Origin of the sequence: Sphingobium sp. WTD-1 (assembly GCF_030128825.1) — a bacterium.
GTDB lineage: Bacteria > Pseudomonadota > Alphaproteobacteria > Sphingomonadales > Sphingomonadaceae > Sphingobium.
In genome coordinates, this window is sequence record NZ_CP119127.1 from 1,713,960 (window position 1) to 1,730,309 (window position 16,350).

At 63.2% G+C, this 16,350-nt stretch carries 18 protein-coding genes; all 18 read left to right on the plus strand.

All coding sequences use genetic code 11. From position 1 onward, the window contains the following. The first annotated feature begins 76 nt into the window (after positions 1-76). The 18 genes from N6H05_RS08510 to N6H05_RS08595 all read left to right on the plus strand — a co-directional run bounded on the left by N6H05_RS08510 (position 77) and on the right by N6H05_RS08595 (position 16,344). Positions 77-340 (plus strand): hypothetical protein, encoded by a 264-nt coding sequence (locus N6H05_RS08510; RefSeq protein ID WP_284113464.1) that lies wholly within the window; start codon positions 77-79, stop codon positions 338-340. Positions 341-342: 2 nt separating this feature from the next. Continuing rightward, the gene (locus N6H05_RS08515) at positions 343-657 is read left to right on the plus strand and encodes a hypothetical protein (protein WP_284113465.1); all 315 of its coding nucleotides are present in this window, start codon (positions 343-345) and stop codon (positions 655-657) included. Continuing rightward, positions 657-1,256: a head-tail connector protein gene (locus tag N6H05_RS08520; protein WP_284113466.1), complete on the plus strand. Its 600-nt coding sequence runs from the start codon at positions 657-659 to the stop codon at positions 1,254-1,256. The genes N6H05_RS08515 and N6H05_RS08520 overlap by 1 nt, the downstream gene beginning before the upstream one ends. Beyond that, on the plus strand, positions 1,256-1,618 hold the full coding sequence (locus N6H05_RS08525; RefSeq protein WP_284113467.1) for a head-tail adaptor protein: 363 nt from the start codon (positions 1,256-1,258) through the stop codon (positions 1,616-1,618). The genes N6H05_RS08520 and N6H05_RS08525 overlap by 1 nt, the downstream gene beginning before the upstream one ends. A 20-nt stretch (positions 1,619-1,638) precedes the next feature. Then, positions 1,639-2,013, plus strand: coding sequence for an HK97-gp10 family putative phage morphogenesis protein (locus N6H05_RS08530; RefSeq protein WP_284113468.1), 375 nt, complete (start codon positions 1,639-1,641; stop codon positions 2,011-2,013). A 2-nt stretch (positions 2,014-2,015) separates the two neighbouring features. Further along, the gene (locus N6H05_RS08535) at positions 2,016-2,426 is read left to right on the plus strand and encodes a hypothetical protein (RefSeq protein WP_284113469.1); all 411 of its coding nucleotides are present in this window, start codon (positions 2,016-2,018) and stop codon (positions 2,424-2,426) included. 14 nt (positions 2,427-2,440) lie between these two features. After that, positions 2,441-2,878 (plus strand): phage tail protein, encoded by a 438-nt coding sequence (locus N6H05_RS08540; RefSeq protein ID WP_284113470.1) that lies wholly within the window; start codon positions 2,441-2,443, stop codon positions 2,876-2,878. Then, positions 2,871-3,239, plus strand: coding sequence for a hypothetical protein (locus tag N6H05_RS08545; RefSeq protein WP_284113471.1), 369 nt, complete (start codon positions 2,871-2,873; stop codon positions 3,237-3,239). The genes N6H05_RS08540 and N6H05_RS08545 overlap by 8 nt, the downstream gene beginning before the upstream one ends. 140 nt (positions 3,240-3,379) lie before the next feature. Then, complete coding sequence (locus tag N6H05_RS08550; protein ID WP_284113472.1) at positions 3,380-3,547, plus strand: hypothetical protein; 168 nt, start codon at positions 3,380-3,382, stop codon at positions 3,545-3,547. Between the two features lie 46 nt (positions 3,548-3,593). Then, positions 3,594-4,001 carry a DUF2846 domain-containing protein gene (locus tag N6H05_RS08555; RefSeq protein ID WP_284113473.1) on the plus strand — a complete coding sequence of 136 codons (408 nt, stop codon included), beginning with the start codon at positions 3,594-3,596 and terminating at the stop codon, positions 3,999-4,001. A gap of 69 nt (positions 4,002-4,070) precedes the next feature. Next, a complete protein-coding gene (locus tag N6H05_RS08560) occupies positions 4,071-7,292 on the plus strand; it encodes a phage tail tape measure protein (protein WP_284113475.1) in 3,222 nt (1,073 codons plus the stop codon). Then, a complete protein-coding gene (locus N6H05_RS08565; protein ID WP_284113476.1) occupies positions 7,292-7,981 on the plus strand; it encodes a hypothetical protein in 690 nt (229 codons plus the stop codon). The genes N6H05_RS08560 and N6H05_RS08565 overlap by 1 nt, the downstream gene beginning before the upstream one ends. Continuing rightward, on the plus strand, positions 7,978-8,550 hold the full coding sequence (locus N6H05_RS08570) for a hypothetical protein (RefSeq protein ID WP_284113477.1): 573 nt from the start codon (positions 7,978-7,980) through the stop codon (positions 8,548-8,550). Before N6H05_RS08565 ends, N6H05_RS08570 begins: the two co-directional genes overlap by 4 nt. 2 nt (positions 8,551-8,552) lie before the next feature. After that, positions 8,553-8,948: a DUF6950 family protein gene (locus tag N6H05_RS08575; RefSeq protein ID WP_284113478.1), complete on the plus strand. Its 396-nt coding sequence runs from the start codon at positions 8,553-8,555 to the stop codon at positions 8,946-8,948. Positions 8,949-8,956: 8 nt separating this feature from the next. Beyond that, complete coding sequence (locus N6H05_RS08580) at positions 8,957-10,915, plus strand: phage tail protein (protein ID WP_284113479.1); 1,959 nt, start codon at positions 8,957-8,959, stop codon at positions 10,913-10,915. A 4-nt stretch (positions 10,916-10,919) separates the two neighbouring features. After that, the gene (locus tag N6H05_RS08585) at positions 10,920-11,717 is read left to right on the plus strand and encodes a hypothetical protein (protein ID WP_284113480.1); all 798 of its coding nucleotides are present in this window, start codon (positions 10,920-10,922) and stop codon (positions 11,715-11,717) included. A 68-nt stretch (positions 11,718-11,785) separates the two neighbouring features. After that, the gene (locus N6H05_RS08590) at positions 11,786-12,151 is read left to right on the plus strand and encodes a hypothetical protein (protein ID WP_284113481.1); all 366 of its coding nucleotides are present in this window, start codon (positions 11,786-11,788) and stop codon (positions 12,149-12,151) included. Continuing rightward, positions 12,148-16,344: an SGNH/GDSL hydrolase family protein gene (locus N6H05_RS08595; protein ID WP_284113482.1), complete on the plus strand. Its 4,197-nt coding sequence runs from the start codon at positions 12,148-12,150 to the stop codon at positions 16,342-16,344. The genes N6H05_RS08590 and N6H05_RS08595 overlap by 4 nt, the downstream gene beginning before the upstream one ends. The last annotated feature ends 6 nt before the right edge of the window (positions 16,345-16,350 follow it).

A 16,350-nucleotide genomic window follows, 5' to 3' on the forward strand; every position in this document is an offset into this window, starting at 1 on the left:
GTCCATCGTAATTCCGATGGACCCCCTTTCCGATCATCGGCGCACCCCCGCGCTGATGACCCGAAAGGAGAAAGTCATGAGCAAGAACGCGATGGTTCTGGATGATCACTATGGCGATAACGGTTCGGTCGCCGCCGGCATGATCCTGAAGAACATTTCCAGCACTCGCTTTGCCGAGCTGGAAAAGAAGAGCCTCGTCCGCGAAGCGACTCCGGCTGAGGTAAAGGCCGGCGACCAGCATTCGATCGATGCTGATCCCTCGAAGAAAGAGGGTGGCGAAAAGCAGGCGGCGGAAGGCGGCAACAAGAAGGCTGCCGATCCGAAGAACAAGGACGCCTGATCATGGGCCGTTCCGCTCGCCGCTCGCGCGGCTTCATGTGCGCGCCGGCTTTCACTGTGAAGCCGTCGATCACCGGCACCGCGCAGGTGGGCCAGACGCTGACCGGGGCGAGCGGCACGATCCGCAACGGGACGGTCAGCGCCCGTCGATGGCTGCGCAATGGCGCGGCAATCTCCGGCGCCACCGCTGCCACCTACGTCGTTCAGGCTGGTGATGTCGGTGCCAAGATCACCTATGAGGTGACCGCCACCAATACCCTCAACACCGCCAACACCGTCAAATCGGTGTCGGCTGAGACGGCTACGGTCATCGCCTGATGCGCGTTATCGTCATCACCCCTCCCGCGCCCGTCGTGACGTGGGAGGAGGCTGACCAGCATTTGCGCCTCGATGGCGATAACGAACAACGCGAGATGGTCGAGCGGCTGATTGCCGCGGCGACCCAGCATATCGACGGCCCGGATGGCTGGCTTGGCCGCGCGCTTGGTCTCCAGACGCTCGAAGCCCGCATGTGCGGCTTCTGCGATCTCATCCGGCTGCCCTATCAACCGATCGTGGACATCGTGTCGGTCCATTATCTAGACGGCACCGGGCAGCCCGTACTGGTCGAACCTGACACCTATGAGCTTTTCGGCCGTGATCTCGGCTGCGCGTGGGGCAAGTCCTGGCCGACGCCGGGCGCCTATCGTGGCCACACCGAAACCGTGCGCATCCGCTACCGCGCCGGCTATGCGGTCGACCCCAACGCCGTTCCGGTCGTGCCCAACGTCCCCGAGCCGATCAAGCAGGCGGTCCTGCTGATGGTGGGGGACATGTGGCATGCGCGCGCCACGATCGCGACCGGTACCGCGATGCAGGCCGTGCCGATGTCGACGACAGTGCAGAACCTTCTGTCGCCCTTTCGGGTATACGTCTGATGTCGCTAGATTCGGGGCGTCGGAATAAGCGCATTGCCTTCAAGAAGAAGGTTGCCGGCATAGACGGACGCGGACATGCCACGGTCGGAGAACAGTGGGCGCTGCTCGGTAAGGCCAGCGCCAGCATCTACTTTGGTTCCGCGGATGAGCAGCGCGCGTCCGCTGAAGATGGGGCTACGCAAAAGGCGTCGTTCGATGTGCTGGACAACAGCATGACCAGATCGCTGACCGTTCAAAATCGGTTGTATTTCCCTATTCGTGGTGCCGATCCAGAAAAGTGGCCCGCGTGGGACATCCGCGCGATCGTGCCGCTGGGTGCCAATGAGGGTTTCCGCATTACAGCGGAGAGTGTGCCAAATTGAAATTTGTCGGCCTGGCCGCGATGGACCGCAAGCTGGTGGCGATCCGCGATGCGGTGTCCCCTGAGGCGCGCGAACGCTCATTGCTGGCTGGCGCGGAAATCGTCCAGGCGGAGGCAAGGCGGCTTGTACCGGTTCTGACGGGCAACCTTCAGGACAGCATCATAATCAGTTTCGACGGCGGGCTGAATTCTTCCGCCGTGTCGCAGCGGCGCTTCTTCTCCACGGTCTATATCGGCCCGTCGCGGCGCGAGGGCTTTTACGGTCACATGGTGGAATTCGGCACGTCTCACTCGGCGGCCCATCCATTCATGCGCCCGGCACTGGACAATAGCCGTGAGGAAGTGCGCCGCGCGATGGGGGATTTCCTCTGGGCCGATATCAAGAAAGCTGCCTGATCATGGACGTTGAGGATGTTCTGCGGCTTCGTCTTGTCGAGGCGGCACCCGTCGTCGCCAAGCTGGCCGATTATGAGAATTCCAAGGCGGTTTTCTGGGTTCTGCGGCCGCAGGGATCTGGCTTGCCGGCGGTTGTCCTGACTTGGGTGTCTGCGACAGTAGCTGAAACAATGAAAGGTCTTCAGGCGCTACAATTCAGGCGCTTGCAGGTTGATACCTATGCCAACAGCGTAATCACGGCCCAGCAGCTACGTGACGCCATCTTTACGGCGCTACAGCCTCGCTATCGGGGTCATGGTTTCTACTTTCGTCCGGCGTCGATCTACGGCTCGCGCGATCTGAGTGATCCGGCGGCCAATGGCCCGATCTACCGGACGTCCACCGATTTTATCATCCGCTTTTCACCGGCCTGAAGGAGGCTCCTGACATGAGTGACGTTGAAACCGGTCATTTGACCGAATTCTGGCTGTGGGATCCGACGCTCGGCACCCCGGCCCTGGTGGAGCTGGGCGAACTGACCGAGGTCCCGCTGCCCGAGGGCACGGCCGATCTGGTCGAAACCAGCCACATGAAGACGATCGGCTACAAGAGCTATATCAATGCTCCGCTGAAGGACGGCGAGGAAGCCGACCTGGTGATGAACTACATCCCCGGCTCGCCGACCGATATCCTTTGCCGCAAAGCGAAAGCCTATGGCCGGCCCCTCGAATACAAGATCGTGCTGGTGAACGGCGACGGCACCTGGGAAATCTCCGGCGAACTGATCGTGCGCAACTATGTGCGCTCGAACCCGATGCTCGATCGCCGTACCGGCACTCTGCGGGTGAAATGGTCGAGCGAGGAAACGGAGGCGGCCGGTGAATAACCCGCTCCGCGGGGAGGCATCGTTCAAGGCCGGCGCCTCCACCTTCACCCTCGTCTTCGATGTCAACGCCTTCTGTGAGCTCGAAGACGAAACCGGCTTCGGCGTCGCCGAGCTGATCGAGCAGATCCAGGACAGGCCCAGCTTTCGCTTGCTCCGCTCGATCTTTTGCGCGGGCCTCCAGACCCATCATCCCAAGACCTCGCTGGCCGAAGCGGGCGAAATCATGTCTGACGCCGGTCTGGAGGGCATCAAAAATGCTCTCCGCTCCGCTTTGCAGGCTGCCATGCCCAGCAAGGCTGACAGCGACCAAGACGAGAGTGCGGGGGGAAAGGCGCAGAGGAAAAGGGCTGGGACTGGATAAAGCTCCTGACCCTATGGACGCAATCGGGGCGCGACCCCGATGCGTTCTGGCACCAGACCCCCCGCATCTTGGCGGCGACATTGCGGGGATATCGCGCCGCTTGCCGCCGGGAACATGATGTAGCCACGTTCCAGGCTCGGTTGACCGCCGCCCTCCACCGCTACCCGAAAAACAAGCCGCTGCCTTCGCTCGACGAACTGACGAAGCCGGCGCAGTCCAATCAGAAACAATCCACCGATGAGATGCTTGCCGCTTTCCAGGCAATGAAGGCGGCCGGGGCACCGATCAGAATCAGGAAAGTGGCGTGAAGTCAGACTGAGCGCTACATCTCTCCCATCTCAGGGAGGGAAAAACATGATTATCGCGATTATGCTGTTAGCGGCTCAAGCCGGCGAAGTGCCGGCATCCTCGGGCGCAACCGGCGCTCCTCCGGAACGGGCCAAGATTGTAATGTATCGCGGTGGCAGCATGATGGGGATGGCCTTGGGTTGCCCCATTCGATTTCATGAGCGCGAGATCGTCGAACTTGGACGCGGAAAGTTTGCTGAATGGGAGGTGTCTCCCGGCAGCTATATTCTGACCAATAAGACCAGCAGCGTTGAAGTGAATGTAGCGGCTGGCCAGACGAAATATGTTCGTTGCATGATCAAGACAGGCTTCATGACCGGGCGAGCTGACTTGCAAATCGTCGATGCTGAGAGCTTCGCGAAGAATGCCGCTGAATTCGAGAAAAAAGAGATTGCCGCGCCCTTAGAGCAATAGTGGGCCAGCAATTTGAACTGCAACCAGCAGGCCGCCGATAATTTCGGCGGCCTTTTTAGTGGGGCTTGAATGAGCGACGATCTTAAAATCGGCGGCATGCATGGCGAGCTCGGGCTTGACGTGCGCGGCTGGTTTGACGGCTTTGAGGACGCCCGCGAAGTGCTGGCCGATTTCGCCAAAGAGGTGATGTCGCAGTTCAAGGAACTGGAAGGCAATATCCGCAACGCCGCGATCGGCATGACCGCGACGATCAGTGCTTCGTTCGCCGGTATGACTGTCGTCACCAAGCGTGGCGCCGGCGCTTTCGAAAAGTCCATGAACAATGTTCATGCGGCTTTGCGCGGCATAAGCGGCGATCAGTTGGAAGCGCTTTCGCAGGCTGCCCGCAAGCTCGGGCCTGAGGTCGGACGCGGAGCGAAAGAGGCCGCTGACGGTATCGAGACGCTTGCGTTGGCCGGCATGTCGGCGCGCGACATTCTGGGCGGCGGATTGGAGCAGACCTTGCGCCTGGCGGCCGCCAATGCTGCTGAGCTCGGTTCGTCCGCCGCGCTGGTCACCGATGTCATGGCCCAGTTCAACAAGTCGACATCCGACCTGGAGGCGGTAGTCAATCAGGTGACCGGTTCGCTCGATGCGTCGAAGCTGGGCTTCAACGACTTCAAGGATGCCATCGCGCAGGGTGGCGGCGTGGCTGGTGCGGCGGGTGTCAGCTTCGAGGATTTCAATACCGCGCTGGCCGGCACTGCCGCCCTGTTTGGCAGCGGCTCCGATGCCGGTACCAGCTTCAAGACATTCATCACCACGCTGACGCCCAAGTCCAAAGAAGCGGCGGCGATGATGGAGAAGCTGGGCCTCGACTTCTATGACGCGACCGGCAAGATGAAGGGGCTTGCCGAGATATCCGACATGCTGCGCGAGAAGCTTGGCAATCTTTCCGACCGGTCGCGCACCAATGTGCTCAACGAGATTTTTGGCGCCGATGCCATGCGCACGGCCATTGGCCTCATGCGCCTTGGCGGCGATGCCTTTGATGATCTCCAGCGGTCGATCGGCGAGACTGACGCGGGCGAAAAGCTGGCAATCCAGCTGAAAGGTGTGGAGGAATCGTCCAACCGGCTGAGCGACGCGTTCAACGAACTCAAGATTGCCATGGGCGAAACCGGTATCCTCGCCGTCTTCACCTCCGTACAGAATGCGCTGACCGGCATTACGCGTTGGTTTGCGGAGCTTCCGCTGGCGGTCCGTCAGGTCATCGTCGCCATCTGGGGACTGACGGCAGCGGTAGGGCCTATGATCCTGGCGCTGATGGGCATCGGCAAGATCCTTGCGCCCGTCATCCTCTTGCGTGGCGGCTTCGGCCTGTTCGGAGCGGTACTGGCTGGCCTGATCAACCCGATCGGCACGATGGTTGCGCTGCTCGGCCGTCTTGCCATCGCGCTATCGGGGGTCAGTGTTGCGCTGCGCACCGTGGGCCTGGCGATGACCGTGTGGGCAGGCTGGATCGGCCTCGTGGTGACCGCTCTGACGCTGCTGGTCCTGTGGTCCACGCGCACCGTTACGGCGAATAGCGCTGCCCGCCAAGCTGCGGATCGCGCTAGTGCCGCCTATGAAAAGCAGCAGGCGGCCACCCTTCAGCTGGTTTCGGCGACCGGCGCCGCCCGTAAAGCCCTGATCGACAAGATGAAGGCTGATCGCGCGGCCGAGCTTCAGGCAATGGCCACCGCCAAGGCGGACGTCATGGCCGCCCGGGCGGCGCTGGAGCGCGCGAAGTCCAACCTTTCCAAATCGAAATCGGAAGTGAAGATGAGTGCGCGCGGCGACCTCATCAGCCCCAAGGTAGCGCCCGGCATCAAGGCCGTCGATCAGGCGGAGGCCGACCTTCTGTCCCGCGCGAAGACGCTGGAAACGATCGCCAAGACGGTGGAGGGCTATAGCCGTTCGATCAATACGCCCGAATTCGGGACGGTGGATCTCGATCTAGGCGAAGACGACAAGAAGAAGGCGAAGGGTGCGAAAGGCCCGTCCGCTCAGGACCTGGCCAACCGGCGCGAGCAGATGGCGCTGGAACAGCAGATGGCGGTTGCCCGCGCGCGCGACGACAAGGATGAGATGCGCCGGCTGCAGGACAAGCTGGATATATTCCAGCGCCAGCGCGACTATGAAGATGCCGGGCTGAGCGCCAGCGCTGCCAAGCTGGCGGCCGAAAAGGACATTGCGGAGATAAAGGCGGCCGAGGCCGAATATGATGCGCGCGAGGTAGCTCGCGCCGAAAACGCACTCGACCAGCAACTGGCTGAAATTCGCGGCGATGAGCAGATGGTGCGCCTGGCAGCCGACAAGGCCTATCTCGAAGAGCGAACCACGTTCTGGCAAGGCAAGGGCTTGACGCTGCTGGAAGCGCAAAAGCGGGCGGCGGACGATCTTGTGCAGGTCGATATCGCCCGCGCCGACGCCGCTGCCAAGCTGGCGCAATCGCAGGCCCTGGAGAGAGAGGTGGAGCTATCGCGCCTGCGCAATGATAGCGCCGATCGCCAGCGCGCGGCTGCCCGGGCAGCGGAGCTTAATCGCCGCGCCGAGCAATATTACCGAGATGGTGAAGGCAAGGTCGGCGAGGACGAAGCCCGCGACCGTGCAGCGCGCGAGATGGATGAGGAAGAAACCGCCCGGCAGCAGGGCCAGTGGCGTGATGTTTTCCGGGGTGGGTTCCGCGCTGCCATGGACGGCGATCTAAAGAGCTTCGCGAAGAACTGGTGGAAGGACCAAGTGTCGCGCGGCATGGAAGAAGCGCTGAACAATCTTGCGGACACGCTGTTCAACCTGTTCCGGCAAGCAATGGGGCAAGGGGGTGCAGCCGGCGGATCCGGCGGCGGTATTTTGGGCTCGATCCTTGGAGGCTTCACCACCATTTTCGGCGGATCGGCAAGTACCGGCAGCAGCGATATCGTCCTCAACAGCAACGCCGTATCGAGCGCTTTCGCAGGTCTCCCGGGCTTCGCGACTGGCGGCAGTTTTGAAATCGGCGGGAAGCCGGGGATCGATACCAACCTCGTGCAATTCTGGGGCACCGCCGGAGAGACGGTCAACGTGCGTCGCGGTAACGATGATAGCGGCGATCGGTCGCGTGGCGACACGCACATCTACATGCAGGGCGTCATGACCAATGACCAATTCTGGGACACGATAAAGCAGGGCAACGACCAGGCGGCGCAAACTGGCGCTGCAAAGGGCGCAGCGTCGGTCGTGGAAGGCAACCAGCGGAGCTATGGTCGCATGTTGCAGGCAGAGCGCTGATGGCGAAGTTGGCCGTAATGCCGTCCCTCGGCGTGGAAGGTCTGACCTTTCAGCCCCAGCGCGAAGATCTGGTGGCGCCGGAAACGAGCGGCCGGATGGGCGGCGTGCAGATCGGCTGGCCGCGCTGGTCCCTATCGATGAACCTGGCCAATCTAGAATTCCCCGTGGCCGATGAATGGATCGCCTTCTATCGCAGCCGGCGCGGGGCGCAGCGTGTGTTTCTGGGCTATGACCTGTCCCGGCCTTACCCGGCGGCGCACTGCAAGGGGTTCCGCAACATGCTGACCGTCGCAGGCATGCCCTTCATGGGCGCAGCTGGCGGCTGGTCGCAGACGATAAATGCCGATGGCGACGCAGTATTGACCCTCAACGATGTCCCGTCGGGTCTGAAGCTCGGCTGGGGCGACTATATCGGCTTCAAGTGGGACAGCGCCGACGCGGATGAAGGCGACGCCGATCGCCGCTTCCTCGTCGCGGTGACTGGCGGTGGACAGTCGGATGCCGATGGCACAATCAGCGTGGTTGTCGAGCCATCGGTCCATGATGTGGTGCCGGCGGGCGCCGTCGCCCATCTCGACAATCCGATGTGCCTGATGAAGCTGATGGACGATACGAAGATGCCGCGCATCGTCATCAGCCATGCGGAGGCCGGTGGGGTTATCAGCGCCGTCCAGGTGACGCTGCCATGAAGAATTACAGTCCGGAGGCGCTGGCGGCGCTGGCCAGCGGGGAAGCGATCGTAACCGGGGCGCTGGCGATCTATTGCGATCCTCCGGTCTTTGTGTGGGGCGGCATCGGCCCGACCGAGATCGACGGTGATGCCTATATCGGCGTGGACGATGGCAGTATCGGCCTTTCTACCGGCGGATCGATCGGCACCAGCGAGCAGGCAATGACCCTGTCGCTGTCCGGCATCGATCCGGATATCGCGGCCCTGTTCGACGCCAGCGAAGTGCAGATGGCGCCCGCCAAGGTCTATCGCATGATCTATGACGGGTCCGGGAAGCAGCGGCTGGACAGCCGGGTTTTCCGGCGCGGAAGGGTCGACGCGGCTCCGGTCGAGGATGTCATCGGCGGCACGTCGACCATCACCATATCGATCGAGACGAGTGCGCGCGGCATGGGGCGAAGGGGCAAGCGGATGCGGAGCGATGCCGACCAGCGCACCATCGATCCGCTCGACGGGTTCTTCAAGCATTGCAGCTATGCTGGGACCAAGACCGTCTATCAGGGCGGCAAGCCCTCGTCCGCCGACTGAAAATGCGCGATTTCGAGGCCCTTGACCGCTATCTCGCGGAACGCCGGACCATGCCGTTCGCCTATGGCTCGAAGGCCAATGATTGCGTGAGTTTCTATGCCGGCGCGGTGCGCGCCATGGCCGGGGTTGACCTGATGCGGGGGCGCAGATGGTCGAGCGAACTGGGGGCGGCCCGCGTTATCGCCCGGCTGGGCGGATTTGAAGCGGCGATCAGCGCTCACATGACGCCGATCGCGCCTGCGCTTGCGCGACGCGGCGATGCTGCCGGGGTGTTCTGCCCGGATCACGGCATGATGCTGATGCTGGTCGAAGGTGAAACGCTCGCAGGCCCGGGAGATCGCGGCACTCTGCGTCGTCCCCGCTCGGCGATGATTACCGCCTGGACCTTCAAGGATTAGAGCCGGTCATGGGCAAAACGATCACCGCGATCACGGGCGTCGTCATGATCGGCGTCGGCATCGCTACAGGCAATGCCATGCTGATCGCCCAGGGCGTGATGACCGTGGCGACGGTGCTGCTGGCACCCAGCATGAAAGCGCGCACGGCCAGCAAGAACACGCTAACGATCGGCGAAACGGCGCGCGAGGGGATTTTTGGGGAAGGCTCGACCGGCGGCAGCTTGGTCGACATCTTCAACTATGGCGGCAAATATGGAACCGACTGGACGGTCGCGATCTTCGCCTTGGCTGATCATCGCTGCGAGGCCCTGACCGGCTTCTATGTGCAGGACAAGTGGGTGCCTTTCACCGGCGATGGCCTGGTCGCCGGCTACAAGAACCAGCTTCGGGTCGACTGGCGGCCGGGCGCATGGGACGATGAGGTGCCGGCCTGGGTATTGGCGAACTGTCCTGTGGTGGGCGGCGTCCCGACATGGACCGCGAACGATCGCGGACGCGGCGTCGCCAAGGTCTATGTCGCGTGGAAGGCTGACAAGTCCGACGCGAAGAACCCGGTCTGGACCAGCGGATCGCCATGGTCCTCGTTCCTGTGGGTGGTCAAAGGGCTGCGCTGCTATCAGGCGCGCAAGGATAGCAGCGTCGGCGGATCGGGCGAACACCGCTGGGATGATCCGTCGACCCGCGAGTGGACCGATAATCCGATCGACTGCCGGTACACCTGGGCGCGCGGCATCTATGCCGGCGATCATGTCGATGATCCGGCGATGCTGTTGCTGGGTCGCGGCCTGTCCGCCATCGAGCAGCCGCCGGAGAATGTCTTCGCGCCTGCCAACCTGTGCGATGAGCCCGTCGCGCTAAAAGGCGGCGGCACCGAGCCGCGATATCGGATCGGCGGCGTGTTCGGCGGCGACGACAAGTATATCGACACCGACGATGACATCGCATCGGCCTGCGGCGGATACACGGTCGAGCGCGAGGGTTCGATCGAGATCGTGCCCGGAGCCGCGCAGCCGGTGCTATGGGACATCACCGACGATGATCTCGTTGTTGGATCGAGCGTCAACAGCAGCGATTTCCGAACCCAGACCGATGCAGAATGGGTCAACACGGTCGCGGTCAAATATATCGAGCCGGACCAGCAGTGGAAGGATCATAGCGCCCCGGTGCGTCGCGACACGGCCGACATTCTGGCCGACGGCGAGCCCAAGGTGGCCCAGCCCGCGCTGACGCTTTGCACCTCGGGCACTCAGGCCCAGCGCGTGGGCGAGATGAAGCGCCGGATGGGGCGGCTTTGGCGCACCCGCAGCCTGACCCTGCCGCCCCGTCTGGTCGGTGTCGAGCATGGTGACTGGATCCGCTGGACCTCGAAACGCTACGGCGTCCGCCCGGTGCCGGATGAGCCTGTGGCGATCGTCTACCGGGTCGAAAGCGACAGTCAGGACAAGGGCTGGCAGAACCAGCTTACGCTGCGCGAGATCAGGACTGACGTCTATGGTTGGACGGCAGATGACGAATTGGACGACGGTTCGGTGGCGATCGACAATCCGACGCCGGATTTCAGCGGCGCGCCAGGCGTGGGCGACTGGACCCTGACCGCCGAACTGGTGAGTGGCGACGGCCTGGCCGCGCCCGCGCTGCGGATCACCGGCGCGGCGGATTCCGATACGGTGACCAGCATCCTGTTCGATTATGCCGCCGGATCGGCATCGCCGGATGCGGATGATGACGCCGCATGGACTAGTGCCGGCACGCTGACCGGTTCGGCCACTGACATGCTGATCCCCGGGGTCATGGCGGGCACCATCTATTGGGCTGCCGTCTCCTACCAGATCGGCGCGGAACGAACCGACAGGCTGGTACTGGGTCCGGTGACGACGCCGGCGGCGGAAACGGGCGGCGGTCGGCTGTTGCTCGAAGATGGTGGCCGGTTCCTGCTGGAAGACGGCTCGCAACTTTTGCTGGGATAATCATATGGCGGACGCAAAGGGTTCGGCCCTGCCGGGGGGTGGACCGCTGGCAGGGCCGGAGAAGATTTTCGGATTGGTCGGCGGCGTCAACAAGAGCTGGCTGGCGTCGCAGCTGGCGACCTATATCACGGCGATGATCGTGGATTCCGCGCCGACCACGCTCGACACGCTGAACGAGCTTGCGGCAGCGCTGGGCGATGACCCGAACTTTGCCGCGACCACGGCCGCCGCCCTGGCGGGAAAGCAGCCGCTGGACGCGGACCTGACAGCCATCGCTGCACTGGCGACCACGTCATGGGGCCGCGCGCTCCTGACGATGGCCAGCGCAACGGCGCTTCGGGCCGAACTGAAGTCGCCCTACATTCTTGCCCAGCATGGCGCAGCATCGGCGGCGTTGACCGGCGGCACTGCTGCATTGGATTTTGTGACCGTGACGCTCCCGGGTGGCGCCCTCGGTCCCAATGGGTCGATCGAGATCGAGACCTATTGGACTTGCACCGAGAATGCGAACACCAAGACCGTGAGCATCACGCTCGACGGCAGCGTGATGCAGACTTTCGGCCTGACCACCAACGGCAAGGCCGGCGCTTTGATGCGTCTGGCCAATCGCAACAGCGCCTCGGCCCAGTTGATATCCCGCAATGCGACGACTTCGCCCTATGGCAGCAGCACGGTCGCGCACGGCACCGCAGCGATCGACACATCGGTCGACAAGGTGCTGACCATTCGGGGCCAACTCGCCAACGGCGCCGATAGCCTGACCCTCGAAGGCTATATCATCAAGGTATTCCCCGGCGCCTGACAGCGCCCCTCTCCAAGCTCTCATCATCTTCAGACCGGACGGCTCTGCCGCCCGAGGAGACATGCGCCATGCCCTCCCGTTTCGCCGCCAAGGAAAGCGTTGGCTATTATGCCACGTGGACGCTTGGTGCCCGCCTGGCCGAACCGCTGAACATCAGCGAATGGATATTCGAGGCGACTTTCGAGCGCTGGGCGGCTGACCCTGAGGCTTTCACCCTGGAGATGGCGGCCAGTGACGCCGATCAGGGCTTTCGCATTTTCAATCCGGTGGCCCGGCAGATCACCTGCAGGATCCTGCCCGCCACGCTGGCCGGCATCAGCGACACCACCGGCCGCTTCACGATGCTTGCCGATCTGCTGGCGACGCCGCCGGGCGCCGACCGCTTCTTCATCGCCGATCTTGAATTGACCATAGTAAGAGGTCCGACCGCATGACCGATCTGTCGCTGAACTTCGCTGGCCCTCCCGGACCGGCGGGGAACAACACGCAAGAGCTGCTCGACCTCATCGACCGGCAGAACGCCTATCGCGTCACCTATCAGACGCCGGTCATCGTGGACGCATCGGCCGGGCTGATCCGCTACGGGCGGATGCTGATCGCGCGCGAAAACGAGGTCTACAAGGTCGTGGATCCGGCAGATTACGGCCTGACCACATTCGACCTGCCCTATCAGACCGGACTGCTGGCCGATTACCACTATATCGATGTCGCCTTGATCGCGCCGGCGCAGACCAGCGTGTCGCCGGTCAAGCGGGAATCGTCGGGGGCGGTGGTCGAGGAAGACCTGCTGCATGTGGGCCTCGGCACTACGTTCGCGCGCACCTATACGCCCTTCACGGGCGCAGAGGTCATCTGGACCAACCGGACCAATACGGACATCGTCACACCTGACGGCCTGCGCGCGATCGATGATACCGACGGCTATTACGGGACGCGCAATGCGATCTATCTGCCGATCGCGCCGCTTTACAATCATTCGGCGAACATCACCTATCCGACGATCAGCAATGCAGAGAGCGCCGAGCTCGCTGGCTATTGCAAGATCGTGCGGACTGGCAGCGCGGGCGCCTTGGCCTATTCGCCCGACAATGGCCTGTTCGCCTATGTCGAATATACCGGTGCGCAGGCCTATTACGCTGCCCATCCGGGCCGCTGTTTCGTGCTGGCGGCCTGGTATGGCGGCAACCGTACCAGCGACCTCGAATTCATCGAGCCGATGCGCAAGATGGTGCCCAACCTGCTCTACAACGGCAAGGGCACGGACGGCTACAATGCGCGTCCCTTCGTCTCCGACCCGATCACCCGCGTCGCGCCCGCCAGTCCGATCCTGACCGGCGCCGGCTTCGAAGCGGGCTGGAAGAGCGCGGTGAATGGGCGGGTCGTGACCGGCATCGATTTTGCCGAGCCTGTGGCGATCGGCCAGTGGCTGCTGGCGCAGTGGTATGTCGAAAGCTCCAACAATTTTGCGTCGACCGAATATGGGTCGGCGTACATCGGCCACCCCGACGGCACGCAGACCGAAATCAGCCAGTTCAACAACGCGGCGATTCGGATGGTTCGCCAGCTTGCGCCGAACGTCCGGCTCTACAGCCTGCTCATTCAGGTTGCGGCCAAGGCTGCCAGCTATGTGATGGTCGGCATGGGCCCCAGCTTCTCGGGCGCCGCGCATAGCGTGTTCGGCGTCCAGATCGGCACCGGACCGGGCTCGCGGATCGCGCTGGCCGACGATGATTATCCGGTCCAGCCCTACACGGTGCAGGACAATCTGCCTGCGATCGAGGGCGATCCATATCTCGGCCGCGCGCGCATGAACCTGCTGCGCCTGGCGTCGGCGCAGACGGCCGATCTGGATGGCACTACGCTCCAGCATCATATCGTCCTCTCGCCGTGCGATAGTTTCACCGCGATCAAGGAAGCATGGTCGACCGATTTCACGCGGGCGATGAAGGCGCGCTATGGCAATGCGGGGCCGGGCTGGTGCGGCTTTGGCTATCATGACGCCTATGGCGAAATCCGCGGCTGCGCCGATCCCGCCGAAATGGCGGTCTCGTTCTCGGGTAGCTGGGTCGGCACCTATGGCACCGACTTCAAGTCGCCCGACCTCAGCAGCGCGACGTCTGGCACGGCTGGCTCGCGGGTCATGGTCGGCTATTTCTCGACCGCGCAGATCGCCCTGCTGGAGCTTCACTATACTGGCGCGATCGGCGCAGCGGTGCGCTATCGTTTCAACGGCGGCGCATGGGCAGCGCTTTCGCTGGCGGCGACCGGCGGCCAGAAAGCGGCAATCAGCGGTGCGCCGGCAGGCGCCTGGCAACTGGAGATCGAGGTCGTCAGCGGCACCGTGACGCTCGGCGGCCTGTTTGCCCGGAACGATCAGCCCGGGATCATCGTGTCCAACCTGGCTGTCAGCGGCTCCGGGCTGGTCGGATCGTGGTCCGCGCTGCTGCATCCCAGCGGTGCGAGCTATCGCGCCGACCTGATCGCAGCCTTCAGCCGGCTCGACAATCGCGGGCGCATCGACCAGTGGATCGCCCTCATTGGCACCAACGACCAGCGCGTCAGCGCCGATCCGCGCGACTATGGCAAGGCCATGATCGTTTTCGTGCGGGGCATGATCCGCGCAGTCTCGCCCCTCGCGTCCGTCCTGTGGGCCGTGCCCTGCGAGAATGGCCTCGCCACCGGCCCGGCGATGCGGAATTACGCGACCGCCGCGCGCCTGACCGCCCGCGAGCTCAAGATCGCCTTTGTCGACATGCAGCCGTCCTTCGGCGCCAGCTTTGCCGATTATGACGATCTGTTCGGAACGGACGATCTGCATCCCAATGCGATCGGCGGCAAGATCCAGTCGGACATGCTCCAGCGCGTCCTGATGGGAGACAGCGCGGCCGATGCCCTCAAGACCGAAATGGTGGCGCTCGTGGAACAACGCTCAGGCCTCCCCACGCTTCGCAACGCCGATTGGGACGAGGAGACCTATGACGTCGCCGGCCGCCGCGTGCGGGGCAAGGATAACCATGCGCGTAGTTGGCGCGCGCGCCAGGGGATGATGGACCGGCAGGAGGCGCCCGAATTGGGGCTGGCCACGCTGCGCATCGAAGATTTCGATGATGTGACCTATCACTCCAACGGCGCACTCAAGACCGCCACCGACCTGCGCAAGCATGTCTGGCGGCGAACGCCGGCGGGACTGGTCCGCGATGACGCTCCGGGCGTCCCCGCGACCGAGATGCGCAGCGCAGACTGGGACAGCGCGACCTACAATCTCGACGGCTCTTTCCGCGAGGGCGTCCGCCGCGACCGCTCCGCCTGGATCGCAGAGGGCGGCCGGGTGGTCGAGGATTTGCGCCTGCCCTCGCTGCGTCAGAATTATGCATTCAACGGCATCTACGGCACGGGGCTGCTCTCGTCCGCCGCCGACGTTGACTATCTGATGCTCATTCTCGGCCAGTCCATCGGGCGGGGCAACAACAATGACGGTGATGCCATGCCGGTCACGACCGTCCCGCCATTCCCGGGCTTTGCCCTGATGATCGGGGACAGTCCGTGGTGGGCGACCGGGAAGCTGTCGACGCATTATTCTGATCTGGTCGAAGTCAAAGAGCCGGGCACCACCACGGGGGCAAAGGAAACGATTTGCTCTGGCATGGCGTGTGCCATGATGCCGGCGCTCGCATTCCGGTTGGGCTTCATGCCGCGCATCATCTTCGCGTCGGTCTGCCTTGGCGGTAACGCCTATTATGGCGGCGCGGGCGCCCGTAATGGGATGAAGCGCGGATCTCTAATCTATGGCGAAGTGCTGAACACGGTTCGTGCTGCCGTCGCCATCTCCCGCCGCGCCGGACGCAGGCTCATCGTGCCCGCCGCCCTGCCGGTCCATGGCGAACAGGACTTTGCCATCGGTACGTCGGAGCGCCTCTACGGTCGTGGCATGGACCAGTGGACCTTCGATATTAACGCCGACATTCGCGCAATTACCGGTCAGACCGACCCCGTCCGCATGTACTTCAGCCAGGTCAACCGGGGCAGCAACACGGCAGGCGTTACCAATCAGATCGCCCAGGCCCAGCTGATGGCGGAGCGCAACCCCCTCATCCGCAACCTGGGCTCCTACTACGCCCTTGACCATGCATATGGAGACGGGAGCCATCCAGACGCCATAGGCTATTTTCACAAAGGCCTGCATCATGGCGTGCATATCGTGAACGACCTGTTCGGCGCTTACGATCAATGCCTGAGCATTGTGGATGTCTATTGGGCCACGACCAGCAGCATCGATCTGGTTTTCAGCGAACCGATCGACATTGAGGCGAATGATGACCGGGTCAATATCTCGAACCTCGGGCCGGGACTGGGCATCGACTATACCGACCGGTCCAACAGCGCGAGCGTGACCGGCATTACGCGGCAAGGTAGCAACATCGTCCGGGTGGCGCTCAGCGGCGCTCCCACGGGCACCCGTCGCCGACTGTTCATCGCATCACGCACCACGGGCGATGGCGGCATGGGCCGCCTGACGGGCGCTCGCAGCGGCATCCGCAGCTTCGACCCGGTAATCCTCAGTCCAACCGACAGCTTTCCCATTTATCGCTGGGCACCCACCCAGACGATCAACCTCCCTGCCTTCTGATCCAAA

What these genes read in the sequence shown, in the direction of transcription:
- N6H05_RS08555 (WP_284113473.1), top strand. Translation starts at nt 3,594, where the DNA reads ATGATTATCGCGATTATGCTGTTAGCGGCTCAAGCCGGCGAAGTGCCG.
- N6H05_RS08585 (WP_284113480.1), top strand. Translation starts at nt 10,920, where the DNA reads ATGGCGGACGCAAAGGGTTCGGCCCTGCCGGGGGGTGGACCGCTGGCA.
- N6H05_RS08580 (WP_284113479.1), top strand. Translation starts at nt 8,957, where the DNA reads ATGGGCAAAACGATCACCGCGATCACGGGCGTCGTCATGATCGGCGTC.
- N6H05_RS08570 (WP_284113477.1), top strand. Translation starts at nt 7,978, where the DNA reads ATGAAGAATTACAGTCCGGAGGCGCTGGCGGCGCTGGCCAGCGGGGAA.
- N6H05_RS08535 (WP_284113469.1), top strand. Translation starts at nt 2,016, where the DNA reads ATGGACGTTGAGGATGTTCTGCGGCTTCGTCTTGTCGAGGCGGCACCC.
- N6H05_RS08510 (WP_284113464.1), top strand. Translation starts at nt 77, where the DNA reads ATGAGCAAGAACGCGATGGTTCTGGATGATCACTATGGCGATAACGGT.
- N6H05_RS08515 (WP_284113465.1), top strand. Translation starts at nt 343, where the DNA reads ATGGGCCGTTCCGCTCGCCGCTCGCGCGGCTTCATGTGCGCGCCGGCT.
- N6H05_RS08525 (WP_284113467.1), top strand. Translation starts at nt 1,256, where the DNA reads ATGTCGCTAGATTCGGGGCGTCGGAATAAGCGCATTGCCTTCAAGAAG.
- N6H05_RS08540 (WP_284113470.1), top strand. Translation starts at nt 2,441, where the DNA reads ATGAGTGACGTTGAAACCGGTCATTTGACCGAATTCTGGCTGTGGGAT.
- N6H05_RS08575 (WP_284113478.1), top strand. Translation starts at nt 8,553, where the DNA reads ATGCGCGATTTCGAGGCCCTTGACCGCTATCTCGCGGAACGCCGGACC.
- N6H05_RS08590 (WP_284113481.1), top strand. Translation starts at nt 11,786, where the DNA reads ATGCCCTCCCGTTTCGCCGCCAAGGAAAGCGTTGGCTATTATGCCACG.
- N6H05_RS08565 (WP_284113476.1), top strand. Translation starts at nt 7,292, where the DNA reads ATGGCGAAGTTGGCCGTAATGCCGTCCCTCGGCGTGGAAGGTCTGACC.
- N6H05_RS08520 (WP_284113466.1), top strand. Translation starts at nt 657, where the DNA reads ATGCGCGTTATCGTCATCACCCCTCCCGCGCCCGTCGTGACGTGGGAG.
- N6H05_RS08595 (WP_284113482.1), top strand. Translation starts at nt 12,148, where the DNA reads ATGACCGATCTGTCGCTGAACTTCGCTGGCCCTCCCGGACCGGCGGGG.
- N6H05_RS08530 (WP_284113468.1), top strand. Translation starts at nt 1,639, where the DNA reads ATGGACCGCAAGCTGGTGGCGATCCGCGATGCGGTGTCCCCTGAGGCG.
- N6H05_RS08560 (WP_284113475.1), top strand. Translation starts at nt 4,071, where the DNA reads ATGAGCGACGATCTTAAAATCGGCGGCATGCATGGCGAGCTCGGGCTT.